Origin of the sequence: Bowmanella pacifica (assembly GCF_014645355.1) — a bacterium.
In the GTDB taxonomy this organism is placed as follows: domain Bacteria; phylum Pseudomonadota; class Gammaproteobacteria; order Enterobacterales; family Alteromonadaceae; genus Bowmanella; species Bowmanella pacifica.
On the sequence record NZ_BMLS01000002.1, the window covers coordinates 31,895 to 57,046 of the forward strand.

At 49.9% G+C, this 25,152-nt stretch carries 28 protein-coding genes; 15 read left to right on the top strand and 13 right to left on the bottom strand.

What is annotated here, in order from left to right:
• Positions 1–9 precede the first annotated feature (9 nt).
• From IEX02_RS06260 to IEX02_RS06270, 3 genes are read left to right on the top strand one after another with little or no spacing between them, the layout of a single operon-like run.
• Positions 10–366, top strand: coding sequence for a HesB/IscA family protein (locus IEX02_RS06260; RefSeq protein ID WP_188691939.1), 357 nt, complete (start codon positions 10–12; stop codon positions 364–366).
• A gap of 8 nt (positions 367–374) precedes the next feature.
• Complete coding sequence (sufT, locus tag IEX02_RS06265) at positions 375–908, top strand: putative Fe-S cluster assembly protein SufT (protein ID WP_188694001.1); 534 nt, start codon at positions 375–377, stop codon at positions 906–908.
• 40 nt (positions 909–948) lie between these two features.
• Positions 949–1,359 carry a SufE family protein gene (locus tag IEX02_RS06270; protein ID WP_188691942.1) on the top strand — a complete coding sequence of 137 codons (411 nt, stop codon included), beginning with the start codon at positions 949–951 and terminating at the stop codon, positions 1,357–1,359.
• A gap of 16 nt (positions 1,360–1,375) precedes the next feature.
• Here IEX02_RS06270 and IEX02_RS06275 read toward each other — a convergent pair whose 3' ends face one another.
• The 4 genes from IEX02_RS06275 to trmJ form a co-directional block, all read right to left on the bottom strand.
• Positions 1,376–2,539, bottom strand: coding sequence for an IscS subfamily cysteine desulfurase (locus IEX02_RS06275; protein ID WP_188691946.1), 1,164 nt, complete (start codon positions 2,537–2,539; stop codon positions 1,376–1,378).
• Positions 2,540–2,548: 9 nt separating this feature from the next.
• Complete coding sequence (gene iscR, locus IEX02_RS06280) at positions 2,549–3,022, bottom strand: Fe-S cluster assembly transcriptional regulator IscR (protein ID WP_188691949.1); 474 nt, start codon at positions 3,020–3,022, stop codon at positions 2,549–2,551.
• A gap of 91 nt (positions 3,023–3,113) precedes the next feature.
• Positions 3,114–3,917, bottom strand: a complete 804-nt coding sequence (cysE, locus tag IEX02_RS06285) for a serine O-acetyltransferase (RefSeq protein ID WP_188691952.1) — start codon at positions 3,915–3,917, stop codon at positions 3,114–3,116.
• 25 nt (positions 3,918–3,942) lie between these two features.
• Positions 3,943–4,647 (bottom strand): tRNA (cytosine(32)/uridine(32)-2'-O)-methyltransferase TrmJ, encoded by a 705-nt coding sequence (gene trmJ, locus IEX02_RS06290; protein ID WP_188691955.1) that lies wholly within the window; start codon positions 4,645–4,647, stop codon positions 3,943–3,945.
• Between the two features lie 171 nt (positions 4,648–4,818).
• Here trmJ and suhB point away from each other — a divergent pair, with 171 nt between their 5' ends.
• Positions 4,819–5,595, top strand: a complete 777-nt coding sequence (gene suhB / locus IEX02_RS06295; protein WP_188691958.1) for an inositol-1-monophosphatase — start codon at positions 4,819–4,821, stop codon at positions 5,593–5,595.
• A gap of 40 nt (positions 5,596–5,635) precedes the next feature.
• Here suhB and IEX02_RS20460 read toward each other — a convergent pair whose 3' ends face one another.
• The 6 genes from IEX02_RS20460 to queA form a co-directional block, all read right to left on the bottom strand.
• Positions 5,636–7,594 (bottom strand): TonB-dependent receptor plug domain-containing protein, encoded by a 1,959-nt coding sequence (locus IEX02_RS20460; protein ID WP_188691961.1) that lies wholly within the window; start codon positions 7,592–7,594, stop codon positions 5,636–5,638.
• 111 nt (positions 7,595–7,705) lie between these two features.
• Positions 7,706–8,647, bottom strand: a complete 942-nt coding sequence (secF, locus tag IEX02_RS06305) for a protein translocase subunit SecF (RefSeq protein WP_188691964.1) — start codon at positions 8,645–8,647, stop codon at positions 7,706–7,708.
• An 11-nt stretch (positions 8,648–8,658) separates the two neighbouring features.
• Complete coding sequence (gene secD / locus IEX02_RS06310; RefSeq protein ID WP_188691966.1) at positions 8,659–10,503, bottom strand: protein translocase subunit SecD; 1,845 nt, start codon at positions 10,501–10,503, stop codon at positions 8,659–8,661.
• Between the two features lie 62 nt (positions 10,504–10,565).
• Positions 10,566–10,904, bottom strand: coding sequence for a preprotein translocase subunit YajC (yajC, locus tag IEX02_RS06315; protein WP_188691971.1), 339 nt, complete (start codon positions 10,902–10,904; stop codon positions 10,566–10,568).
• 144 nt (positions 10,905–11,048) lie between these two features.
• Positions 11,049–12,164, bottom strand: a complete 1,116-nt coding sequence (gene tgt, locus IEX02_RS06320) for a tRNA guanosine(34) transglycosylase Tgt (RefSeq protein ID WP_188691973.1) — start codon at positions 12,162–12,164, stop codon at positions 11,049–11,051.
• A gap of 140 nt (positions 12,165–12,304) precedes the next feature.
• Positions 12,305–13,348 carry a tRNA preQ1(34) S-adenosylmethionine ribosyltransferase-isomerase QueA gene (gene queA, locus IEX02_RS06325; protein ID WP_188691976.1) on the bottom strand — a complete coding sequence of 348 codons (1,044 nt, stop codon included), beginning with the start codon at positions 13,346–13,348 and terminating at the stop codon, positions 12,305–12,307.
• Between the two features lie 271 nt (positions 13,349–13,619).
• On the opposite strand from queA, the gene IEX02_RS06330 reads away from it, so the two are divergent.
• The gene (locus tag IEX02_RS06330; protein ID WP_229702114.1) at positions 13,620–15,194 is read left to right on the top strand and encodes a methyl-accepting chemotaxis protein; all 1,575 of its coding nucleotides are present in this window, start codon (positions 13,620–13,622) and stop codon (positions 15,192–15,194) included.
• 44 nt (positions 15,195–15,238) lie between these two features.
• Here the strand turns inward: IEX02_RS06330 and IEX02_RS06335 are convergent, their stop codons facing one another.
• Complete coding sequence (locus tag IEX02_RS06335) at positions 15,239–15,511, bottom strand: DUF6471 domain-containing protein (RefSeq protein ID WP_188691981.1); 273 nt, start codon at positions 15,509–15,511, stop codon at positions 15,239–15,241.
• 172 nt (positions 15,512–15,683) lie between these two features.
• Between IEX02_RS06335 and IEX02_RS06340 the strand changes: the two genes are divergently transcribed.
• The 10 genes from IEX02_RS06340 to IEX02_RS06385 all read left to right on the top strand — a co-directional run bounded on the left by IEX02_RS06340 (position 15,684) and on the right by IEX02_RS06385 (position 22,724).
• Positions 15,684–16,073, top strand: coding sequence for a YjfI family protein (locus IEX02_RS06340; RefSeq protein WP_188691984.1), 390 nt, complete (start codon positions 15,684–15,686; stop codon positions 16,071–16,073).
• 13 nt (positions 16,074–16,086) lie between these two features.
• Positions 16,087–16,767, top strand: a complete 681-nt coding sequence (locus tag IEX02_RS06345; RefSeq protein WP_188691987.1) for a PspA/IM30 family protein — start codon at positions 16,087–16,089, stop codon at positions 16,765–16,767.
• A gap of 65 nt (positions 16,768–16,832) precedes the next feature.
• Positions 16,833–17,831, top strand: a complete 999-nt coding sequence (locus IEX02_RS06350) for a potassium channel family protein (RefSeq protein ID WP_188694004.1) — start codon at positions 16,833–16,835, stop codon at positions 17,829–17,831.
• Entirely contained in the window at positions 17,821–18,468 is a 648-nt protein-coding gene (locus IEX02_RS06355; RefSeq protein ID WP_188691988.1) for a YjfK family protein, read from the top strand. The genes IEX02_RS06350 and IEX02_RS06355 overlap by 11 nt, the downstream gene beginning before the upstream one ends.
• 78 nt (positions 18,469–18,546) lie before the next feature.
• Positions 18,547–18,963, top strand: a complete 417-nt coding sequence (locus IEX02_RS06360) for a DUF350 domain-containing protein (RefSeq protein ID WP_188691991.1) — start codon at positions 18,547–18,549, stop codon at positions 18,961–18,963.
• A 9-nt stretch (positions 18,964–18,972) separates the two neighbouring features.
• Complete coding sequence (locus IEX02_RS06365) at positions 18,973–19,587, top strand: DUF1190 family protein (RefSeq protein WP_188691993.1); 615 nt, start codon at positions 18,973–18,975, stop codon at positions 19,585–19,587.
• 55 nt (positions 19,588–19,642) lie between these two features.
• Positions 19,643–20,041 (top strand): hypothetical protein, encoded by a 399-nt coding sequence (locus IEX02_RS06370; protein WP_188691997.1) that lies wholly within the window; start codon positions 19,643–19,645, stop codon positions 20,039–20,041.
• 3 nt (positions 20,042–20,044) lie between these two features.
• A complete protein-coding gene (locus tag IEX02_RS06375; RefSeq protein WP_188692000.1) occupies positions 20,045–21,208 on the top strand; it encodes a glutathionylspermidine synthase family protein in 1,164 nt (387 codons plus the stop codon).
• A gap of 61 nt (positions 21,209–21,269) precedes the next feature.
• The gene (locus IEX02_RS06380) at positions 21,270–21,827 is read left to right on the top strand and encodes a rhomboid family intramembrane serine protease (RefSeq protein WP_188692003.1); all 558 of its coding nucleotides are present in this window, start codon (positions 21,270–21,272) and stop codon (positions 21,825–21,827) included.
• A gap of 174 nt (positions 21,828–22,001) precedes the next feature.
• Positions 22,002–22,724: a YebC/PmpR family DNA-binding transcriptional regulator gene (locus IEX02_RS06385; RefSeq protein ID WP_188692006.1), complete on the top strand. Its 723-nt coding sequence runs from the start codon at positions 22,002–22,004 to the stop codon at positions 22,722–22,724.
• Positions 22,725–23,037: 313 nt separating this feature from the next.
• Here the strand turns inward: IEX02_RS06385 and IEX02_RS06390 are convergent, their stop codons facing one another.
• Both IEX02_RS06390 and IEX02_RS06395 read right to left on the bottom strand, forming a co-directional pair.
• The gene (locus IEX02_RS06390) at positions 23,038–23,691 is read right to left on the bottom strand and encodes a TetR/AcrR family transcriptional regulator (RefSeq protein WP_188692009.1); all 654 of its coding nucleotides are present in this window, start codon (positions 23,689–23,691) and stop codon (positions 23,038–23,040) included.
• A 90-nt stretch (positions 23,692–23,781) separates the two neighbouring features.
• Positions 23,782–25,080, bottom strand: a complete 1,299-nt coding sequence (locus tag IEX02_RS06395; RefSeq protein WP_188692012.1) for a LeuA family protein — start codon at positions 25,078–25,080, stop codon at positions 23,782–23,784.
• Positions 25,081–25,152: the final 72 nt, after the last annotated feature.

The window sequence follows — 25,152 nt, forward strand, 5'->3', positions numbered from 1 at the left end:
GAGTGTGTTATGACGGTTGAAACTTTTGTTCCCAGTACGACCGTGATCAGTCTCACTGACGCCGCGGTAAAGCATTTTGAAGCCAGCCTGGCTAATCAACCGGGTAAGCTGGTGCGCCTGTCCACAAAAGTCAGTGGCTGTACGGGTTATGCTTATGTTTTGGACCTGGTGGAAAGCGCCAAGCCTGATGATGTATTGATTCAAGCCAGCGACAAACTCACAGTCGCTATTGCAGCCAATGCCGTAGAGCTGTTACGCAATACCGAAATCGACTATGTCAAAGAAGGTATTAATGGCGTGATCAAATACAACAACCCCAACGTAGTCAACGAATGTGGCTGCGGTGAAAGCTTCAGCGTGAGCTGAGAGGCAGTCTGATGCAAAGAATGGTTGTCACCCAGCGTGACTGTAAGGCCAGGCGTGTACCCTCAGGGCAGATGCAAATGATCCCTGAAGGGGAATTTGTCAACCTGACCCAGGATTTGGGTGGCAATTATACGGTGACCTGGCAAGGCAATATGCTGCGCATCGATGGCACCGACGCTGATGCGCTGGGGCGCAAACCACAAGTTCTGGAATTTGACACGCCAGTGGATGACCAGATTGTAGAAGCCCAGGTATGGCAAGCACTGGAAACTATCTTCGACCCGGAAATCCCGATAAACCTAGTATCACTGGGGCTGATTTACAACGTTGCCATTGAGCAAAGCACTAAAACGGTCACTATCCAAATGACCCTCACTGCACCGGGCTGCGGTATGGGGCCGGTATTAGTGGGCGATGTGGAATACCGGGTAGCTCTGGTACCAAACGTCGAACAGGTTAAGGTTAACCTGGTATTTGACCCACCCTGGTCAAGGGAACGAATGAGCGAAGAAGCACTGCTTGAGGCAGGGCTATTTTTCTAATCACCAGTGCGAACACACTAGACAGGATTACATCATCAGTATGAGCTTACCAAGCAGCGAAGAAATCATTGACGATCTGGCGTTTTTTGACGATTGGGAGCAGCGCTATCAATATATTATCGATCTTGGTAAGTCCCTGCCCGCTATGCAGGATGAGGATAAAACCGAAGATCGCCTGGTGCGAGGTTGTCAAAGCAGTGTGTGGTTAAAAAGCCAGATACAAGGGGAACACCTGCACTTTGAGGTTGAAAGCGACGCCATTATTGTTAATGGCTTACTGGCATTAGTGATGGCGGCTTACCAAGATAAAACCGCAAAGAACATTCTGGCATTTGATATTGATGGCTATTTCCAGGCCCTGGATCTTGAGCGCCACATCTCACCAACCCGAGGCAATGGTCTGCGCGCCATAGTGGCCAAGATACGCCACCTCGCCGAGCAGCAAAGCTGAGCCTGCCCTTAGCAGGCTACCAGCTCACATTCATACGACGCAGGGCATCTATACTCTCGCGGATATGCTGGATAGCAAAGTCCAACTCATCGTCACGGGTAAAGCGCCCTAGAGACAGACGAATAGCACTGTGTGCCAGTGCATCAGATATCCCCAACGCTTTTAACACATAAGAAGGCTCGACACTTACCGAGTTACAGGCTGAGCCAGAAGACACGGCCAAGTCTTTGAGTGTCATCAACAAGGCTTCACCGTCAATGTCCGCAAAGCTGATATTCAGATTACCTGCTACGCGCTGACAGGGGTGGCCGTTTAACACTATGCCCGGAATATCGTTAATGCCGTCCCAGAGCTTTTCACGCATCGCTAGTAAACGGGCAGCTTCCTCGGTCATCTCATCTTTTGCCAGGGCAAAAGCCTCCCCCATACCAACAATCTGATGGGTGGCCAAAGTGCCCGAGCGCATTCCCCGTTCATGGCCACCGCCATGAATCAAAGCATGCAGTTGCACTTTAGGTTTGCGCCTTACATACAAAGCACCAATACCTTTAGGTCCATAGAGCTTATGGGCGGAAAACGACATCAAATCCACCGGCAAGTCCTGTAAATCGATCGGCTCTTTACCGGCGCTTTGCGCAGCATCAACGTGAAACAACACCTCATTCTGACGACAGATTTCCCCCAGAATATGAATATCCTGGCGCACACCTATTTCATTATTAACGTGCATCACAGATGCCAGAATCGTATCGTCGCGCAGTGCCGCCGCAAACTTATCAGGATCAACCAACCCGTCCTTCTCAGGGCTCAGGTAGGTCACCTCAAATCCCTGCTCCTGCAGGTCGGCACAAACATCCAGCACCGCTTTGTGCTCAGTAGTCAGGGTCACAATATGTTTACCCTTAGCACTATGCTGACGAGCTACGCCTTTAATGGCCAGATTATTGGACTCGGTGGCACCAGAGGTAAAAATAATCTCCCGGGCGTCAACATTCACCAGCTCAGCAATCTGGTTACGCGCCACATCCACCGCTTCCTCGGCTTGCCAGCCGTACTTATGTGAACGAGAGGCAGGGTTACCAAATACGCCGTCCATGGTCAGATACTTCATCATTATGTCCGCCACCCGGGGGTCAACCGGCGTGGTGGCTGCATAATCCAGATACACAGGCTTTCTCATGGAAACGTCTTATACTTGCAGGGTTATTTTCAGATCAGGGTGAGATTTATGCTTATCTTGGCGTTCTGACACTTGCAGAACATCATGTTTGGCCATCAGCTCGCCCAGGGTAATACTATCCAGGAACAAGGCAATACGTTCACTGAGATCGCTCCACAAGCTGTGAGTCAGGCAACGCTCGCCACCCTGGCAATCGGATTTACCGCTGCAGCGAGTGGCGTCCACTGACTCATCCACCGCATGGATCACTTCACCAACAGAAATACTGTCGGCGTCACGGCCTAACTTGTAGCCGCCTCCAGGTCCACGCACACTAGACACCAGCTTGTGGCGACGTAAGCGGGCAAACAATTGTTCCAGATAGGAAAGCGAAATTTCCTGACGCTCTGAAATGTCTGCCAAGGGCACCGGACCTCGTTGAGAATGCAATGCTACGTCCAGCATGGCAGTGACCGCATAACGTCCTTTGGATGTCAGTTTCATAGCAAAACCCTAAGTTTTTCAGGCCTCAGAGCATGCCATACCTGACTAATTTAGTAAAGTATAAGTCCCTTCACTTTAGTCAGGTATTCAATTAAATCTTAGGGTCAAAATCGCCTAAATCCGGGCTGTTGGCGCCCCCTTTTGCCAACTCGTCAAATTCCTCTAACTCAATGCTGGGAAGCGCATCAGTGCACACATTCCCCCCTACATCGTTGACCGCTTTACACAACTCTTCCACTTTCGTGTCAAGCAAGTGCACATGATCCAACATACGACCAATGGCATTGGCCACAGGATCAGGGTTATCGGGTGAAACCGCATAGGCATCAAAGCCGTACTTTTTGGCTATCTTGTCTCTGTGGCTGGTTTCGGCGTCGCTGGCTTTAGCGGCAACGATCCGCCCCGGGATCCCCACCACCGTCGCTTCTGAGGGCACATCTTTTACCACCACAGAATTAGAGCCAACTTTTGCCCCTTTGCCAATTCGAATGGGTCCCAGTACCTTAGCACCTGCACCCACCACCACCCCGTCTTCCAATGTGGGGTGACGCTTACCTGCCTGCCAACTGGTACCACCTAAGGTAACACCGTGGTAAAGCGTCACATCGTCACCTATCTCAGCGGTTTCACCAATCACCACCCCCATACCATGATCAATAAAGAACCGTCTCCCCAGCGTGGCGCCGGGATGAATTTCCACGCCAGTTAGCCAGCGCGCAATAGTCGATAGGGTACGGGCTAGCCACTTCCACTCGGCCCGCCACAGTTTATGGCTGAGGCGATGCCACCAAATGGCATGCAGACCAGGATAATTGGTCAGAACTTCAAAGGTGTTACGGGCCGCAGGGTCCCGATGAAAAACACTTTGGATATCCTCTTTAATTCGTTCGAACATAGCAGGCTTCCAATAATTAAGATGATTACTTCTTATCTATCGATGCCAGGATGCCGCGCAGAATATTCAACTCTTGCGCTTCCGGGCGGGCGCGGTTAAACAGCCGGCGTAGCTTAGTCATCACCTGGCCTGGGTGATTCGCGACAATAAAATTGGTGTCGGTCAGGGTTTGTTCCAAGTGAGTATAAAAGCGTTCCAAATCTTCAACCAGCGGGTATTCATTGTCCACCACAGGCAGGGCTTCCCGGTTCAGATGTGCCATACGTATTTCGTAGCAAAGGGTTTGCACCGCCGCAGCCAGGTTAAGGGAGCTGTATTCAGGATTAGCAGGAATGCAGACATGGAAATGACATTGCTGCAGCTCTTCATTGGCCAGGCCATTGTTTTCCCGTCCAAAAACCAGGGCCACCGGATAATTGTCAGCCTCCACTACCAGTTTCTCGCCACATTCGCGGGGATCAAGCATGGGCCAAGGTAAGGTACGGGAGCGCGCGCTGGTACCAACCACTAAGCCACAGCCGGCAATCGCATCCTCTAAGGTGGGGACTATTTTACAGTTCGCCAGAATATCCGTCGCCCCGGCAGCTAATGCGCTAGCCTGGCCGTCAGGCGCTTTAACCGGATCCACCAGATAGAGCTCCTTCAGGCCCATAGTTTTCATGGCACGAGCGGTAGAGCCGATATTGCCAGTGTGAGAGGTGTTAACCAGTACGATTCGGATATTCTGCATTCAGGGATTCTCTTCATTCAAAACTGCGGCGCATCATAACATAGCCTTTGCAATTTTCTGTTGGTCTGGTAGACTGCGCGCCGCTTTTGACGCTGGTGAATTTTCCATCAAGCCGCTCAGGCCTGACAGAAACCAGCACAACTCTGTTCTTTCAAAATTGGTGGTGACTCTATGCATGCAATGCTGAATATTGCCGTGCGCGCAGCTCGCGCGGCCGGAAACGTTATTGTCCGTGGTTATGAAAACCGCGCCGACCTGATGACCGAAGCTAAAGGTGAGAATGACTTCGTCACCCGCATAGATAAAGAAGCCGAACAAACCATTATCCACAAGATCAAGCAATCCTACCCCGAGCACAGCTTTGTTGGGGAAGAAGGTGGTATTGTAGACGGCGACGAAAATTTCAAATGGGTTATCGACCCATTAGACGGCACCACCAATTTCATCAAAGGTATTCCCCACTTTGCCGTTTCTATTGCCTTGTTGCACAAAGGCAAGCTGGATCAGGCCGTGGTTTTCGATCCCCTGCGTGGTGAGCTGTTCACCGCCACTAAAGGTTCAGGCGCCCAGCTAAATGGCTATCGCGTGCGTTGTACTAAGCCTCGTGACCTTAACGGTACCGTACTGGCCACCGCTTTCCCCTTTAAACGTAAAGAAAACCTCGGTCAGTACCTGAACAGCTTCAACCAGATTTTTGATCAGTGTGGCGATGTACGTCGTAGCGGCTCCGCCGCGCTGGATATGGCCTATGTGGCTGCTGGTCGTTACGACGGTTTTTGGGAAAAGGGCCTCAAGCCCTGGGATATGGCAGCCGGTATGCTGCTGGTACAAGAAGCCGGTGGTCTGGTAACCGATTTTGACGGCGGCCACGAGCCAATGCGCACCGGCAACGTAGTCTGCGGCGGCCCGAAAGTGGTGCAGTCCATAGTGAAAAGCTTGAAAGCGTAAACATCCAAATATGCATAAGGGGATCTAGGTCCCCTTTTTCTTACCAACTCAAGGTTAATCCCAGATTCGCTCTTAGGCCACTACGCATGGGATGGCTGTTTATCGTACGACCGGCTATTTCGGGCTGGTAGACCTCTTCGTCCAGTAAATTACTCACCGTCAATGCCAGTTCAGCGTGGTGGTGCCACCAATGAAGGTCATGCGAAAGCTTAAGGCTGACTAAGTGATAGGGGCTAGGTTCCGGGTTGTAGAATTTGGTATTGGAATTTCGAATTTGATTGGAATGAAAGGCACTAAACCAACTGTGCTGAAGCCCCAGTTTCCAATCCTGTGCCAAGGTGTAAATCAGGCCCCATTTAAGCATATGATTGGGCATCAGGCTGTAATCCTTTATGCCGTCAGACTCGTTATGTTGATAACTGTATGAATAATTCACCTGACCAGCATCAAACAGCCACTTGCCTTCCAGCTCCAGCCCTTTGCTATACAACTTGCCCATGTTGATAAAATCCAGAACCCGATCACTGGCGCGTAAACGCGAAACCAAATGAGATAAATCACTGTGAAACAACGTCAGCGCATGGCGGCTGTTTTCTGTGGTGCGATAATACTGCAGGTTAATGGTCGAGATTCGCTCGGGTTCCAACTGGGGATTGCCCCGCAACCCGCCGGTGTTGTTACCCTGCTGGTCGCAACAAACAATGAGGTTAAAATGGGTCTCCACCCCATAGGCGGCGCGAAAAGCACCACCGTAATCTAACTTAACGCCACTGTGTTCATTCAGGCGATAAACCAAACCGGCACGTAATTCATAATTGGCATCAACATCGGGCACTTTGTTGTACTGGGCACCAAAACTCCAGTTCAGAGCACCGTCCGAGGCGGTCTGGTACTGGCTGTACAGGCTGTACCAGGTACGTGAAAAAGTAGGGATAGGCGCGTCAGCCAAGCCAGGCTCGGTACTGACTCTTTGCCGCCAGGCCGTGCCGCCCAGCAGCCATCGCCCCTGTTCCAGCAGGTCATAATCAAGCAGCGCTTCGAATAACAGATTGTCTGAGTTGGCATTGTAGTTGTAATGGCTAAAGCGCGACGCATTGTAACTAAGGTCGGTGTCCAGACGCAGTTGCGTGGTTAGGTGCCAACTGCGCCCCAGTTCAAGCAGAGAACGCCTGGAGCGAACCTGGCGGGAATCCTGCGCTGGCCCCTGCCAATTGGACACACTGCCCCAGAAACCTTGCTCACTGACAAGGTTCATCGCGTTCAAGCGCCAGTCGTGCCACTCGCCTCGCACCATCAAAGCATGATTCTGCTGGCTAGCCTCAAAGTGTCCGGGGTTGCCGTTATTATCCAACGCGTCAAAACGCCAACCATCATCCTGATAAAAACGCGCAGACCACTGCACAAAACCGTCTTCCCCCAATACCGCATCTTGAACCTGTAGCTCCTGGCTACCCAGATTACCCGCTGCCGCTTTTACTCTGCCTTGCGATTCCGGCGCTTGAGTGACCAGGTTAATAACACCGGCAAAGGCATTGCTGCCGTACAACACAGAGCCTGGTCCACGAACAATTTCAATGCGCTCCAAACTGTTTACCGGAAACGCCGTATAGAAAGCGAAGTTCTCACCGCCGGTAAAACTATCACGTACAGGCCGACCGTTTATCAGCAGCAACACTTCGTTATTGGAATGGGTTAGCTGTAAGCCACGGATAACCGCCAGGTTATTCGGGTAAAAGAATGACCCCATCATCAACAAACCTGGCGCTCGCTCCAGCACGTCCATTAAGGACGTTGCGCCAAGGGCCTGGATCTCGTTGCGACTAATCACTGTGGTCACGCCAGGGGCACTGTCTAACGGCTGACTGAATTTACCGGGTGCTTGAACCTCAACGTTGAGAAGCTGCTCAAAAGACAAAGCAAAGAGCCCATCCTGATTACCTTGCTGGGCAGCAAGATTTGCAGAAAAGCCTAATCCAATCAGCAAATAAGGTATTTTCATGAATTCGCCATACTTGGCAAAAAATAGCTACTTGTAATAAGAAGCTAACGCAAGGAGGGCTATTTCACAACAGTGAAATAGCCCGGCCCTGGGTGGGCCGGGTTACATTAATTAGGGCAGCGGATCGAGATCCGCGCCTTCTTTCTCAACTTCTGTGGGCATCAGGTCTTCCTTACTGATACCTAACATCAAGGCCACCGAACTGGCGATGTAGATTGATGAATAAGTACCGATAAAAATACCAAATAGTAACGCTGTGGCAAAACCATGGATCAGCGCACCGCCTTTGAAGAACAGCGCCAGCAACACCAGCAAGGTGGTACCTGAAGTAATGATGGTACGACTCATGGTTTGGGTCAGGGAAACATTAATAATTTCCTCCGGCTCACCCTTACGCAGCTTACGGAAGTTTTCGCGGATTCGGTCCATCACCACGATAGTATCGTTCAGCGAGTAACCAATCACCGCCAGCACAGCCGCCAGTACCGTCAAATCAAACTCGAGCTGTAAAACCGAGAACAGACCTAAGGTAATGATCACATCGTGGGCGAGCGCGGCAACAGAGCCAAGACCAAAGCGCCATTCAAAACGCATGGCCACGTACAACAGGATACAGATTAAGGCAACCAGCATGGCCAAACCACCCTGCTCTGTTAACTCTTCACCCACCTGCGGCCCCACAAATTCGATACGACGCATATCCACTTGCTCACCGCTGGCACGCAAGGCAGTCATCACCTGATCGCCCAGGGTATCTGATTTCACGCCTTCACGGGGTGCCAAACGGATTAGCACGTCTTCAGAGCTGCCAAAGTGCTGTACCACGGCATCGCCAAAGCCCACTTCGTTCAACTGCTTTCGTACCTGCTCCAACTTGGCTGGCTGCTGATAGCCTACTTCAATGACCGTACCACCAGTAAAGTCCAACCCCCAGTTCAACTGATTCACCACCAGTGACACGATAGAGCCAAGAATCAACAAGGTAGAAAAAATCATCGCCGGCCAGCGCAGGGACATAAAGCGGACTTCTTTATCGAAATCAAAAATTCTCATCTTTATCTCCCTTAAATGGACAGGTTGTTGAGACGCTTACCGCCCCAAACCGCATTAACAATGGCGCGCGTGCCCACAATCGCAGTGAACATAGACGTCAGAATACCGATAGCCAGGGTGATGGAGAAACCTTTCACCGGGCCGGTACCTACGGCGAACAGAATGACCGCGGCAATCAAAGTGGTGATATTGGCATCCGCAATGGTAGACAAGGCACTATCGTAACCATGATGAATGGCTTGCTGCGGGCTGCGACCATCACGAAGCTCTTCACGAATACGCTCAAAGATCAGTACGTTAGCATCCACCGCCATACCCACTGTCAGTACGATACCTGCCATACCGGGCAAGGTTAAGGTCGCGCCGGGGATCATGGACATCACGCCAATAATCATCACCAGGTTAACCAACAAGGCGGTATTGGCCACTAAACCAAACTTACGATAGTAAATAGGCATAAAGGCCAGAATCAGTACCAGGCCCCAGAAAATGGCCTGCATGCCCAGTTCAATATTTTCCTGTCCCAGGCTTGGCCCCACTGTACGTTCTTCAACGATAGAGATGGGAGCAACCAACGCACCGGCACGCAACAATAAAGACAGATTTTGCGCTTCAGCAGGCGAGTCAATACCGGTAATACGGAAGCTATTACCCAAGCGCGCCTGAATAGTGGCAACGTTAATCACTTCTTCGTGTTTCTCAAATACGATCTTGCCGTCTTTGTCTTTCTCGCTGGTAGGCTTGTACTCAATAAATACCGTAGCCATCGGCTTACCGATATTATCCTTGGTACCACGGGACATCTTATTGCCGCCTTCGGAGTCGAGCTTGATATTAACCTGAGGACGCCCGTACTCATCGAAGCTGCTGCTAGCATCAACAATATGATCGCCGGTCAGCATAATACGCTTGTCCAGCAACTGCGGCTGGCCTTTACGGTCCATCAGCAACTGCGCGCCTGGCGGCACACGACCTTCTACCGCATCTCGCACATCGTGCTCGATATCCACCATACGGAACTGCAAGGTAGCGGTGGCATTCAGAATTTCTTTGGCGCGAGCGGTATCCTGGATACCAGGCAACTGCACCACAATACGATCAGAACCCTGACGCTGGATAACTGGCTCAGCCACACCCAACTGGTTAACACGATTACGCATGATGGTGATGTTCTGTTTCAGCGCGTACTCGCGAATTTCCTTCAGACGCAGCTCAGATAACGTGGCGGTCATCAACAGCTCGCCTTCGTCTTTAAACAGAATGCCTGGGTTATTTTTCTCCAGGAAATTAATCGCTTGGTCCAGGGTTTCCTGATCGCGGAACTGTACATCAACGCGGTCAGACTTTTGCTCAACACGACGATAACGCAGCTTTTCTTCGCGCAGGCTGTTGCGGAAATCATCTTCCATCTGTTCGATGGAGCGCGTGATTGCGGCTTTCATATCCACTTCCATCAGGAAGTGCACACCACCACGCAAATCCAGACCCAGCTTCATGGGGCTGGCGCCTATGCCATCTAACCAATCGGGTGTGGCGGGGGCCAGGTTTAACGCCACCACATAATTGTTACCCAAACTGGCTTCCAATTGCTCTTTCACCAGCAGTTGGTCATCACCGCTTTTTAAACGGATCAACAGATGCCCTTCTTCCAGCGCGATACTCTTAATGTCGACGCCAGCTTGCTGTAAATCACTTTTTACCTGTTCAAACAGGCGGGTATCCACCTCGGCATTACGGCTAGCGGAAACCTGCACCGCATAATCTTCGCCGTATAAATTGGGCGAGGCGTAAAGTGCACAGACAGCGACCACTAAGATCACCATCAGGTACTTCCACATCGGGTATTTGTTTAACACGAACTTATCCTTCAATACTCAGCAAAAATTAAAGAGGCGAACTGGTCGCCTCTTCATTATTGTCAGATGTTTTTCATCGTACCTTTGGGAAGTACCGCCGATACCGACGCCTTCTGTACCACGATATTAGTGGTGTCATTCAGGGCAATTTCGATAAAGTCCTTGTCGTCGCCCACTTTAGTGATACGACCAACCAAACCACCTTGTGTCAGCACCTCGTCACCTTTACCCAGAGAGGAAATCAGGTTTTTGTGCTCTTTAACACGCTTAGCCTGTGGGCGGTACAGCATGAAATAGAAGATCAAACCGAATACGCCCAGCATGATGATCATCTCGAAACCACCGCCTTGCTGGCCAACGGCTGCTTCCTGCGCGTATGCGTTAGAAATAAATAAGCTCATAAACTTCCCCTAATTTTGTTTTTATATTTGCCTGTAAGCGTCCTGCCCCAAGGCAACATTGCTTTATAAAAAAGCGCGGTTTTCTTTGCTTGCATCTTTAATCCGCAGATTAAAGATGGTGGAGCATCCTACCCCACCAGCCAACTAACTTAACTCAGGTACCGGCATGCCTTTTTGGGCATAAAACTCGGCAACAAATTCATCCAGCGTGCCAGTCTCAATGGCAGCTCGTAGCCCTTCCATCACGCGCTGATAATAGCGCAAATTGTGAATGGTATTCAGCTGTGCACCGAGGATCTCGTTGCACTTATCGAGATGGTGTAGATATGACCGTGAATAATTTTTACAAGTGTAACAATCACATTTTTCGTCCAGCGGACCGGTGTCGGTCTTGTGCCTGGAATTGCGGATCTTAATCACACCTTCGGTGACAAACAGATGACCGTTTCTGGCATTTCGGGTTGGCATAACGCAGTCAAACATATCGATGCCGCGGCGTACCGCCTCAACGATATCTTCAGGCTTACCTACGCCCATCAGATAACGGGGCTTGTCGGCCGGGATCTTATGCGCAGTGGAGTCCAGAATACGGATCATGTCTTCTTTGGGTTCACCCACAGACAAACCACCAATGGCATAGCCGTCAAAACCAATGCGTTCTAGACCTTTTAAGGACACTTCGCGCAGGTCTTCGTACATCCCGCCTTGCACAATACCAAACAGCGCCGACGGATTGTCACCATGCTCTTGCTTGCTGCGCTCAGCCCAGCGAAGCGACAGCTCCATCGAGGTGCGCGCCTGCTCATAAGTAGCAGGGTAAGGCGTACATTCATCAAAGATCATGACAATGTCTGAGCCTAAATCACGCTGTACCTGCATAGACTTTTCCGGGGTCAGCAAAATCTTTTCACCATTGATGGGTGAACGGAAGGTCACGCCTTCTTCACTGATCTTACGTAGATCGCCCAGGCTGAATACCTGGAAGCCACCCGAGTCGGTCAAGATAGGCTTTTGCCAATGCATAAAATCATGCAAATCGCCGTGCAACTTCATGATTTCCGTACCGGGACGCAGCATCAGGTGAAAGGTGTTACCCAAACAGATTTGCGCCCCAGTGGCTTCCAACTCTTCTGGGGTCATGCCCTTCACGGTGCCATAAGTGCCCACTGGCATAAAAGCCGGGGTTTCTACCACGCCGCGGTCAAACACCAGGCGGCCACGACGGGCCTTGCCGTCGGTCGTCAACAGTTCAAATTTCATCGTTATCCTCTACGGCGAATCGGAAAACAGTCCGAAGCCGATCTATTGCGCCCTCAAACGCGGGCAAACTTAACCGGCGATTATAAGGGATCTGACTAAGCGCGTAACCCTTTTCTGCCATGTCTCTCTAACTGGCGGCATTAAACGGCCTTATTGATAAACATCGCATCACCATAGCTAAAAAAGCGATAGCCCTGCGCAATGGCCTGCTGATAGGCGTTCATCACATGGGCCTTACCGGCAAAGGCACTGACCAACATAATCAGTGTCGACTCGGGTAGATGGAAGTTAGTCACCATGGCATCCACTAGCTCAAACTGATACCCCGGATAAATAAAGATATCGGTATCACTGAAAAATGGCTGTAAGGGCGTACCGGCTTTCAATGCCGCTTTTGCCGCAGACTCAAGAGAACGCACCGAAGTAGTGCCCACCGCCACGACGCGTTTGCCGGCCGCTTTGGTGGCCAGTACGGCGTCCACCACGTCCTGCGGTACTTCCGCATACTCGGAATGCATTTGATGGTCGAGGATATTATCCACCCGCACCGGCTGAAAGGTCCCTGCCCCCACATGCAAGGTAACAAAGGCTGTATTGACGCCCTTATCCGCCAGCGCCTGCAGGAGCTTGTCATCAAAGTGCAGTCCCGCGGTAGGTGCCGCCACCGCCCCCGGCTTTTGGTTATATACGGTTTGATAGCGCTCTTTATCTGAGGCTTCATCGGGCCTGTCGATATAAGGAGGCAACGGCATATGACCATGTTGCTCCAATAGACTCAGTACAGATTCATCATGCAGGAACGTCAGCTCAAACAGGCTGTCATGGCGCGCTGTCATCTCGGCGCGTACTTTCTCTTCCAGTACCAACACGTTACCCGGCTTGGGGGCTTTATTGGCACGCACATGGGCCAACACACGGTGTTCGTCTAAAATACGCTCCACCAGTACTTCCACCTTGCCGCCACTCTCTTTTTGTCCCAGCAAACGAGCAGGTATCACCCGAGTGTTATTGAAGACTAACAAATCGCCGGCTTCGAGCAGAGACAACAGATCAGGAAACTGCAGATGCTGAATCTCTCCATCCTGACCATTTAAATGCAATAAGCGACTGGCAGTGCGCTCCGTCTTTGGATAACGGGCAATAAGTTCATCGGGCAGGTCAAAATGGAAATCTGATACTTTCATACTATCGGCCTTTAGGTCGGGGGCGCATATTTTAGGGGTAAGTGGCACAAAATCCCACCCTTTAACGCGTTCAAGGCAAGGATTCAGATTGACCCGATGTAAAAACCGAAAAACAGCATATTTACATTGAAGATCATAACGATAACCTTTTATGCTCTTAGCAGACTGAATTTAGCTTCCCATCACGCAATGGCGGTCAGAGGTCACAATGCTTCCTGCACAATTTAAAAAATTACGTCCGAGAATCCTTGGACTCTTGGGCCTGGGTATCTTGTTAATAGGACTACTGGCCGAGTACGGTATTTCTTTGCTCGCGTCCGAGGTAAAGCGTTACGACCAACTTATACAGCAGGAAGTCACCGCCACCAGCTTAGCTGACAACATCAACCTCAATTTCAAACGCCAGGTGCAGGAATGGAAAAACGTCTTACTACGGGGTCACGATCAGGCTAAACGTGACAAGTACTGGGCCAATTTTATGGCGCTGCATAAGCAGATTAAGCAAGACAGCGATACCTATCTGGCGCTGCCCATTGATGACAGCCTGAAACAGACCATGCGCGACTTTACGCAAACCCACCAGCAGCTATTAAGCCGTTATCAGCAAGGATTACAAGCTTACTTGCAGGCGGGACAAGATCACAAAGTGGGCGATCAGGCGGTTGCCGGCATTGATCGAAAACCCACCGAACAGTTGGAGCAGCTTAGCGCACAACTACATCAGTATATTATTCAGCGCAGCAACGAGACTAGCAAAGCGGCAGCCCAGGCAGCCAAAATGAGCGCGCTGGGTATTCTCATCGCTATTGTGGTGATTGGACTGCTCACCGCCTGGTTTATGAATGCCAAGGTCGTACGCCCCTTAACCACGTTAATTAACCACTTACGTGATGTCAGTTATGGACGGCTGGACAAACAGGTAGATATCTACAGTGAAGATGAAATTGGCCGCATGTCCAAAGCCATTGAAATATTACGTACTAACACCCTGAACATCTGCCAGGGTCTGGACAGCACCCAGCAAGATTTGGATAAGGTGTGCCACAGCCTGGTGGACAGTGCCAGCGCAATCAGCCAGGGTGTCACCGAACAGAATCATGGCACCAACAGCGTGCAAAAGTCCGTTCAGGGTATGGTGGATACCGGCCAGACCATTGCCGCAGATGCTCATAAAGCGGCGGACGCTGCCAGACAAGCCAACCAATCAGCCGATGACAGTATTCAGGCCATGCAGCAAACTATTGAGGCTATCACCTCGTCATCCAGCCAAATTCAGGATACCGCTGCAGTCATTACCAAACTGGATGAAGACGCCCGTAAAATAGGCTCAGTACTGGACGTCATAAAAGGCATCGCCGAGCAGACTAATCTACTAGCCCTGAATGCCGCCATCGAAGCGGCCCGCGCCGGTGAACAGGGGCGCGGTTTTGCCGTGGTGGCCGATGAAGTGCGCACGCTGGCGGCCCGAACCCAACAATCCACAGAAGAAATTCAGCAAATGATTGCCAATGTGCAACGAGGTGCCAACAGTGCGGTAAGTGCAATTCAACAAGGTCAGGAGCAAACCAGTCAAAGCGTCGACAAGGTACACGCCGCCAATGAGCAACTGAAGGGAGTAACCACCGCGGTCGGCATGATTGCCCAGCTCAACGATCAAATTACCAGCTCAGTGGAACAACAAGCCGCCATCAGCGAACGCGCCCTGTCCAATCTGTCTGAACTGTTGGATATTGCCAAGCTCAATGGCGTACACGCCGACTCTTGCGCCGAGGATAATCAGACGCTGTTGGAAGTGAAAAACCGTATGGCCAAGGTGATCGCTAAGTTAACTAACCCGAGAGCCTGAAAAATCGTCAAGAAGGGTCGCCAGACGGCCCTTCCGCTTGCCAATTATTCAGGTAGTTGAATCCCCATATCCGCAAAAATATCCAACAGATCGTCCCGCTCAATACGGCGCACATTCAGCACGGTAATAATTTGTAACAACAAGTCGGCGCCCAGAATCCCTTTGTTGACTTTATTTCGCAGGTTATCTGCGCTTTGATTAACCCCAATGCGCGCCAGCCTGTCACTCAAGTCTTGATATTTAACGCCACGCTTGGACATTTCGGCCTTAATAAGTCTTTGCACCAGTTGTCGCCAGTCGGCACTTTGATTTTGCATATCACCCCCATCAAACGTGACGTATAATTTACAACAAGAAATCATTTTATACAAAAAGAGAAAAAAATAATTTGACGAATAAGAAACTGCTTGCTTAAGATTAGCGGCAACAAACGACAGCCATAATGGCCGTCACTGCTTTCCCAACTACCTTAATCTGAAGGAGTGAACCATGAGCTGGGATCTTGATCAGCTTAACAAGCTGCTGACACAGCATAATGACCTGGTGGTGACCAGACAGGAGGATTGCCTGTTGATCGCCAATTCCGACGGCATCGATGCCTGGCTTGCCATCAGCGGTGAGCAAATCATTGTTGAGACCTTATTGTTCTGCTCTTCCGAAGTCCGCGATCGAGCCGCCTTGAACGACGAGATTCTCAAGACCCATATGCTGTTCCCGCTCACCACAGTGGGGATTTCACAGGTAGCGGGTGAAGAGTATTACACCGCTTTTGGTGCGCTGAGTTCGCAATCCAAAGCCGAAAGTATTGTGATTGAAGTAGAAACCCTGTTCCAAAACGTGGCGTCGTTCCTTGACGCCTACCAGGATCATTTGAAGTAACCAGGAGCCGATTATGTCTGTTTGGAAAAAATTAATTACTGCAGTAAAAGGCGGTGTCACCGAAGCCGCCGAGTCGGTTGCCGACAGCCAGGCTATCCGTATTCTTGAGCAAGAGATCCGTGAAGCCAAAGAAGAACTGCGCAAGTCTGATCATGCCCGCACGCAGATTCTGGCCAAGTGCAAACTGTCACAACAGAAAGTAGACAGCCTGCAACAATCCATTGACACCTACGAGCAGCATGCCCGTCAGGCCGCAGACTCTGATCGCCAGCTGGCGCTGGACTGTGCCCAAAAAGTGGTTGAACTGCGTGGTGATATGGACACAGAGCAAAGCTATTTGGATCAGTTCAAAGCCTCTGAGCAGAAACTGGCTGCCAACATTAACCAGGCCAAGGCCAATCTGCGCCGTCTGGAACAACAGGTGGACATGGTAAAGGCCACTGAGTCGGTACAAAAAGCGCAGGTTGCGGTATCCTCCCGTCATCTGGGTGCCAATAGCAAAATGAAAACGGCCACCGAATCCCTGGATCGTATTCAAAAGCGCCAGACCATGCGTAGCGCCGAGTTGGAAGCAGCCGAAGAACTGGCCAGCAATGAGTCTACCGACGATCTGGAAGCACGGTTGGCTGCTGCCGGTATCAAAGGTGGAAAGAGCAGCGCCGATGACGAACTGAGCCGTATTCTCGGCAAGTAAATTAGGGAGATACAAGCTTGACGTTTTATAAACTGCGCAAGCTGGTCGCCCGCTATTTCCAGGATATGCGCTGGTACAGTATTGTACTGGCGTTTTTTTTGTATGGCCTGAGCAGTTGGTTATTACTGACCTGGGCCGACGAGCAGGCCCTCACCCGATGGCCTGACTTTTTGTACTTCCTGGTGGTCACCAGTTCTACCGTGGGCTACGGCGATATGTCACCGGCCAGTGAGGCCGGCCGCTATGTAGTCTCTCTGTTTGTCATTCCCGTCGGGCTGAGCTTATTTGCCCTTATTCTCGGCCGCGCCGCCGCTTGGGTATCCAGCCAATGGTTCAAAGGAGTCAAAGGTTTGAAACAACTGCATGTAGACAATCATATCTTGGTCATGGGCTGGAACGGCCAGCGTACTCTGCATCTGCTGAATTTATTGCTGCGTGAACGCCAGCACACCGCAGAGCAGCAAAGTATTGTGCTGTGCGTAAAGGCAGAAATAGACAATCCCATGCCAGACCACATTGAGTTCGTGCGCGTGGAATCATTCAATCAGGACGCGGATATGAACAAGGCCTGCATCAGCCAGGCTGCGGTGATTATTATTGATAACGAACATGACGATATCACCATGACCACCGCGCTATACGCCAATCAGCGCAATCCTGACAGCCATATTCTGGCCTACTTTCATGACGAAAGCCTGGCTCGTTTGCTGCAAACCCATTGTCCGAATGTGGAATGCACCCCCAGCGTGGCGGTGGAAATGCTGGCCAAATCAGCCTTTGATCCCGGCTCCAGCGCGTTACACCATGATTTACTCAGTGTGCAGGAAGGCCAGGCGCAGTATTCGGTCACTCTGCCTGTGCTTGCTAAGCCCCTGTCCGTTGGTGAAGTCTTTCGTGCCCTGAAAGAAAAACACGACGCCACCCTGATTGGGCTGGCCGACAAAGATAAGCGCATAGAACTTAATCCTCCGTTACAGAAGCAATTAAGTGCCGGTGATAAACTCTATTACATCGCCGTTAACCGTATTCGTCAGATTGACTGGGAGACATTGCATGTTCAGTAAGTGGTTCGCCAAAAAAGAGCCAATCAAGGGGCCCAAAGCACCAGAAATCATGGGGCTGTATCTGGGCGGCTCATTTCAGTTAGATGATCTTCGCCTGCGCTTGCTGGAACCCGAGCTAACGATTGAAGGCGCGGCACGTACTCACCTGATTCAAGCCGTTGGCGAAGTGGTGTTGGATACCGGCGGTAAGATCCTGCGCTTTTACACCGACGACGACGCCTTTTTGCAAGTAGTGCTGGACGGCGGCGATACCGAGCAACATATCACTGATGTGAAACTCTGGTATTTCTACGAGACCAAAACCGTGGGTTCAGAGAACCAGTGGCAACAGCTTATCAACAGCGAAATATCCCAGCCCAGCTATGCACTGGAAGGGCAGGATTTTCATCGGGTCTGGGATGCGGTAGGCGACCAGTCGCCACCTGTGGCCATGACAGAGAAAACCTATGAAGAAGACGGCGATGTCAGCGAGACCGACCAGTTTGTGATGCTGTACGAGCGCCCGGTAGGTCAGGATGATGTAGAGGCCCTGTTGGTTTGCGGCGAAGAGAAGATCATTGATAATCGTACCGATCGCTGCCTGGTGATCAGCACAGGGTTTAACCTGCAGCCGGCAGATATTCGCATCAATGGCTAGTGGCTACAACCTCTTGGGTATCAATCGAACAGCCCATGCTTTAGCATGGCAACAAACATCATAAAGAAGGAATAACTAATGGACATGATTAGCCAGTCATTGGCCGGACTGGGCAACTTTGCCCTGTATTTCGCTGTATCAATTTTATTGTTGTTTGTATTTAAGATCCTCTACGCCTTTGTTACCCCCCACGACGAGTGGAAGCTGGTGAAGGAAGAAAAAAGCATCGCTGCCGCAGTAGGCTTTGGCGGCGCTGTGGTGGGTTTTAGTTTGGCTCTGGCTGGCGCCGCAACCAATGCGGTGTCACTGATTGACTTTGCTATTTGGGGCGCCGTGGCCCTGATTGCTCAGCTTTTGGCCTTTGCCCTGCTGCGCTTTACCTTTATGCCCTCGATTGTTGAACGTATCAACAACAACGAAATCTCGGCCGGTGTCATGTTGGCCGCCATGTCTGTAGCCATCGGCTTACTGAACGCCGCTTGCATGTCCTACTAGGAGGCAGCGATGACACAAGTGAACAGAAAACGTTCCTCAACCATAAACCTGGCCAGTATGCGCAAGGGCTTTGCCCCTAAGCCCCTGGCTGTGGGTATCGCGACGGTATTATTAAGTGCTTGCGGCGGTAATCGACAGGATGCGGATGTTTACACCTCGGCCAACGATTGTATTGATAAAAACCCCGAGTTTGCCGAGCAATGTACCACCGCCTATCAGGATGCACTGGCAGAAGCCAGCCGGACCGCCCCCAAATACAACAATGCCAAAGACTGTGAATATGATTTTGGTCAGCAGCAATGCCAGCAGATACAAAGCTCAGGCGGGTCTTTTTTTGTGCCGATGATGGCTGGCTTTATGCTGGGTAATCTGATGTCACCGCGCGGTTACCATTCACAGCCCTTGTTTACCTCCTATTCGCCGTATTCCCCTTATCGTTATCGCTGGACAACCTCTGACGGGTACGATTACGGGTACTACAAAGACAGACGCTTAAAAGTCGATAAGGATGCCTTTAAACCCAAGCCTGCGGTGAATCGCACCATACAGCGGGGTGGCTTTGGTAGTACTGTCAGGGCCAAATCCAATTGGGGTAAATCCAGTAGCAGAAGCTGGGGAGGCTAAGCTCCCCCTTTAGCTCGTTGGTCGGTTTTGTTTTTTGCCATATACAGGACGTCACATGAAAAAATTTTTTCTGCTCTGCCTGCTGACCTTTCCCGTTTTGGCTGGCCAGATCCAATCTCTGCCGACCATCCGGGTTAATCCGGCCAACAACACTGACTATCAGCTTACAGCCAAGATTCATCTGGTATGGGAGCAGACCTATGTGGACACGCTGGACAGCCTGGAAGCCGAGGAAATCGTGGTTGCCACTCTCAAGACCATGAAAACCAACGAGTTGGCTCGTGACAACAGCGTTGATCTGTTAAAGGTAAAGCTGTTACAGCAACTAAGTGGTCGGGGTAAGACCAATAAGGTGCAGGATGTATTTGTCACACAAGTGCTGGTTGAGTTTATCGGCCAGGAAAAAACCGTTATTGAACTTGGCAAAGATAAGCCCGGCAAAGAAAGGCACTAGTCAATGCTGAGAATGCCGATTACTCCCCGCCCCCATTGGCAGAAAACCGCGGCCGAGTTTGGTTTTTACTTTCATACTATGTACGGCGAGCCTTATTGGGATGAGAGTGCTTACTACCAGTTTACCCTGCGCCAGATAGAAGAAGAGCTGGAAGGCCCCACCGAAACGCTGCACCAGATGTGTCTGGAAGTAGTGGATGTGGTGGTGCGTGATGCGCGTTGGTTGAAAAAATTTGCCATCCCCGAGCCGTTCTGGCAGCAAATAGCTGACTCCTGGCAACGCCGTGACCCTAGCCTCTATTCACGATTGGATCTGGCTTATCAGGGCAACGGCCCGGCCAAGCTGTATGAAAACAATGCCGATACCCCAACCTCCTTATATGAATCTGGCTTCTGGCAATGGCTGTGGCTGGAAGACAGGGTTAATCAGGGCCATATCAGCAAGGGGGCCGATCAGTTCAATTCACTACAAGAAAAGCTGGTCAGACGCTTTGCCGAAATAGCTCAACACTATCAAATCAATCAAATGCATTTTTCCTGTTGTGAAGATACCGTGGAAGACAGAGGCACAGTGCAGTATTTGCAGGACTGCGCCCGCGAGGCCGGTCTTAAAGATGACTTTGTGTTTATCGAACAAATAGGTCTGAGTGACACGGGCTTGTTTACCGATATGCAGGACAATGCTATCAGCACGCTGTTTAAACTTTATCCTTGGGAATTTATGCAGCGCGAAGACTTTGCCGAGCATATTCCAGGGGCTGAGGTAAATTGGATAGAACCCATGTGGAAAACCATCTTATCCAATAAAGCGCTGTTGCCCATGCTGTGGCAGTTATTCCCTGATCATCCCAACCTGTTGCCAGCCTGGTTTGAGGATAGCCTGCCCACTAACTACCGCGGCAAACTGGTGAAAAAGCCCCTGTATTCAAGGGAAGGGGCCAATATCAGTGTGCTGGAAAACCAACAGCCTATTCTAGAAAGCCAAGGCCCCTATGGTGAGGAAGGCTTTATCTACCAAGCCTGGCATGCCCTGCCCCGTTTTGCCGGCAACCATACGCTGGTAGGATCCTGGCTGGTTAACGACCAGGCCGCCGGAATCTCGGTGCGCGAAGATACCCAGGCCATTACCCAGGATATGTCGCGTTATCTGCCGCATATTATATTGTGAGGCGTGAGGTGTGAGGCGTGAGGCGTGAGGCGTGAGGCGTGAGGCGTGAGGAAAAGAATATATGCTTAAAAATCAGTTGAAAGTCTTATTATGGTTATTGGCATCTTTTGCCATCGTTGAGGTTATCAACTTCTTCAGTGGCCGCGCATTAAATCAACTTGGCATCCTGCCACGAGAAGTCACCTCACTGCCCGGCATTCTGTTTATGCCTTGGCTGCATGGCAGCCTGGCGCACTTTATGTCCAATATTGTGCCCTTGGCCATTTTCTGGCTGCTTATGCTGGAATACGGGCTTAAACGTACCTTATGGGTCAGCCTGTTTATCATCCTCAGTACCGGCATGCTGGTCTGGCTATTTGGCCGCTTTGCCTACCATATTGGGGCCAGTGGCTTAGTTTACGGCCAGTTTGGCTTTCTGGTACTGGCCGGTTTTTATAGCCGTCAGGTCATCAAGCTGATCATTTCCCTGGCGGTGGGCTTTCTATACGGCGGTATGGTATTCGGGGTATTGCCAAGCCAACCCTTTATTTCATGGGAAGCCCATCTGTTTGGCTTTGCCAGCGGCCTGCTGGCTGCCCGCCTGTGGCATGGCCGCCCGAAAATACCGAACAAAGGGTAGTAATAGGGCCGGCCTACCCTGACAGTGCGGCAATACCCAGCAAAAACTGGTCAAAACGCCCCGTATAGCGTTAAAATCCCAGCCCTTCGATGCCCATTCGATTGGTTATCCAGATTCCAGGTAGCTAATGGAATGGGGTTATCCCACGAACTAAACAATTGAGAGAGCATTCCCATGGGTAGAGCGTTTGAAGTCCGCAAGGTAGCCATGGCCAAAACCCAGGCCGCCAAAAGCAAAGTATATTCAAAATACGGTAAAGAAATTTACGTCGCTGCTAAAAACGGTGGCCCGGACCCCGATACCAACGTTGCTCTTAAGCGACTGATGGAAAAAGCCAAGAAAGATCAGGTACCCGCTCACGTTGTAGACAAGGCGATCGAAAAAGCCAAGGGTGCCGGCGGCGAAGACTATACCCCGGCACGCTACGAAGGTTACGGCCCTGGTAACTGTATGGTGATTGTTGACTGTCTGACCGACAACAACAATCGTACTATTACCGATGTACGTAACTGCTTTACCAAAACCAACTCCAAAATCGGTGCGCCCGGCGCGGTGATGCATATGTTTGATCACCAGGCGATCTTCTCCTTTAAAGGGGACGACGATGAGCCGGTATTGGAAGCTTTAATGATGGCTGATGCCGATGTCACCGACATAGAAGTGGAAGACGGCATGGTAACGGTGTTTGCCCCGCATACCGAGTTCTACAAAGTGAAGACGGCCCTAAGCGAAGCCTTTGACGGTATCGAATTTGAAACCGAAGAAATCACCTTCGTACCACAAACCACCACTAAGGTAAGTGGCGATGATGTGGCTATGTTTGAAAAATTTATGAACATGCTGAACGACTGTGATGATGTGCAAGACATCTACCACAACGCTGAGGTCGACGAGTAAATATTCTCTTAAAATGCTGATACAAGAGCCCACTTCCGAGTGGGCTCTTGGTTTTACTTCCGTTACACTTAAGAAAAGCTCTCAGGGTATTAATTCTGAGCACAATACAACCTAAGACTTGAGGTAGAAAGCCGTCGCTTATACGACTCGCCGCCCCTCAGAAATTAAGTCAAACAAGGCAGTGTCTTTAATCTTGGCAACGCCATCTTTTCAAATAATGGTGCAGTCTATTAAAAATAGTATGGCTCGCCATTTAATGTAGGCTCAAGACAGGCATATTAAATTTTAATTATATATGGTTAGCAAAAACGGGTTAAAGCCTTCCTTTTGTAATTACCGTATTGAAGCCGCCAATGCCGAACGTTACGACAAGACGTTGTATATCACTTACCTCATCGGCGGTAAGTAATCGGTTTGAGTTATTAATGACGCCTTTTTCTATAGGTGCGCCAAGCATATATTCAACGAAAAAGGAAAATACTCTGATGATTGTATCAACACTTTCAGGGTGTTCTAAAACTCTCGCAATCGCGTTACTGTATAGGATCCGTGTATCAAGGTAGTACTTGTTAAGTATACCAACTGATATTTCCAACGGTTCTAAAGCACACCGAGCGATTAATTTGGCATAGTCGTAACCTTCTTCATCCGTCAGTAACTGATAGTGGGGTTCGGTGAATGCGATGAGTATTTTTTCCAGTCGATCATATTTATCGTGCTCACCATCGGTATCGATGGTGGCTAAATTTTCACGACGAACTTTGTCAATTTTTTTTATAAATCGTTGAATACACGCTTCATAAAGTTTTTCTTTTGAACCAAAGTGATAATAAGGAACGGATAAATTTACGCCGGCCGCAATGGCTAATTCTCTCGTTGATAAACCGTCATATCCCTTCACTGAAAATATGTGCGTTGCTACTTTGAGTATCTTTTCTTGCGTTTGTTGCGCTTTAGATTTTGACATGCACAAAAGTGTTCTTTTTTGATCGTTCGTTGAGGCTCAATATAGCATGTTGCCCCTCAACGAACGAGTTCGCTTTTACAACCTTTTCTCTTAATTTTTTGTAATTTCAAGGATTAGGTTGTCAATCATTGCTCTTGGGAGGCCATTTTTGAATATCAGACCTGCAGCTTTTATTCTATGCTGCAATTCTGCGACTTGCTCATCACTGGCTGATATGTTTCTGGATTTGAGTAACTTACGGACCGAATGCATTCCCGTGCCTCGTCCAAAGACCACCTGAAAAGGTTCATGTCCAACTGTTGAGGGCTGGAATGGTAATATTGCATCTTCAAGCGGGGTGCCTTTTAGAGACTCCAGCGCGTGTACTACAATACCTGACTCCACTTCAAATAGTCCGTCTCCAACTACCGGTTTATTCTTTGCTAGTTTTGCTTTTGAAACCTCAGCGACTAAGTCCGAAACCATTTTTAACTTATCCAGCTGGATCCCTGCATCCAATTCGAGTAGATGCTGAAAGATCAATGCCATTTCTTCAGTGGCAACATTTCCGGCTCTTTCCCCTAAACCATTTACGGAGGTATGCACAGTATCAGCTCCAGCGGAGACTGCCATTAGGGAGTTGGCTGCCGCCATACCGTAGTCATTGTGGATATGAAACCCAGTGGGCTTTTTAGTCCATTGAATGAGGCGTCGCATAAATTCGTACGTGGCGAGGGGGTGACCCATGCCAAAAGTATCGGCGACAGTGATTCTGTCAATGTCTTCACTATCGGCAAGATCAGTAAAGAAATCCTGTAAAAAGCCAACATCATCACACCGAAATGCATCCCATCCCATAAACTCTACATACATACCATTGCGTTTTGCTTCTTTCGCGTACTCCTTGATTTCCTGAACTAGCGACTTTGGGTCTTTTTTATAAACGTATTTCATGATGTGTGGGTTTATCCCAAACTCAAGTAACATACCATCAGCTTTTGCATCAATGGCTGCCTTGACATCACTTTCCATGATCCGCACCAGCGGAACAATTTTGGCTTTTAATGACATACTCGAAAGCGTCTTTATGACTTCGATGTCTTCGGGAGTCGCTGGCAACCCAGATTCAATAGAAGCAACACCCAATTTATCGAGCTCTTGCGCGATATATAATTTTTCCTCGGGGGTGAAAGCAATTCGGGCAGTCTGTTCCCCATCCCGAAGCGTTACATCATGAAGTCTGATTTTGTCTGCGGTATGCATTTGCCGCCTAACTTCTGGCCACCAATTGAAAGGCGAAACCCATTTGTTATCTGAATAAGCGGGTGCGTTTAGGCCTACACCAAAAGCCTCAAAATTCTTAGTCATTTTTAACCTTTTATACACATCATAACCGTTCGTACTGCGCATTGCCTTTCATTCGCTGTGCATTTTTATACCAAGATTGGGGCGCTTAAATATTTAATAATCACACCAAGTTCT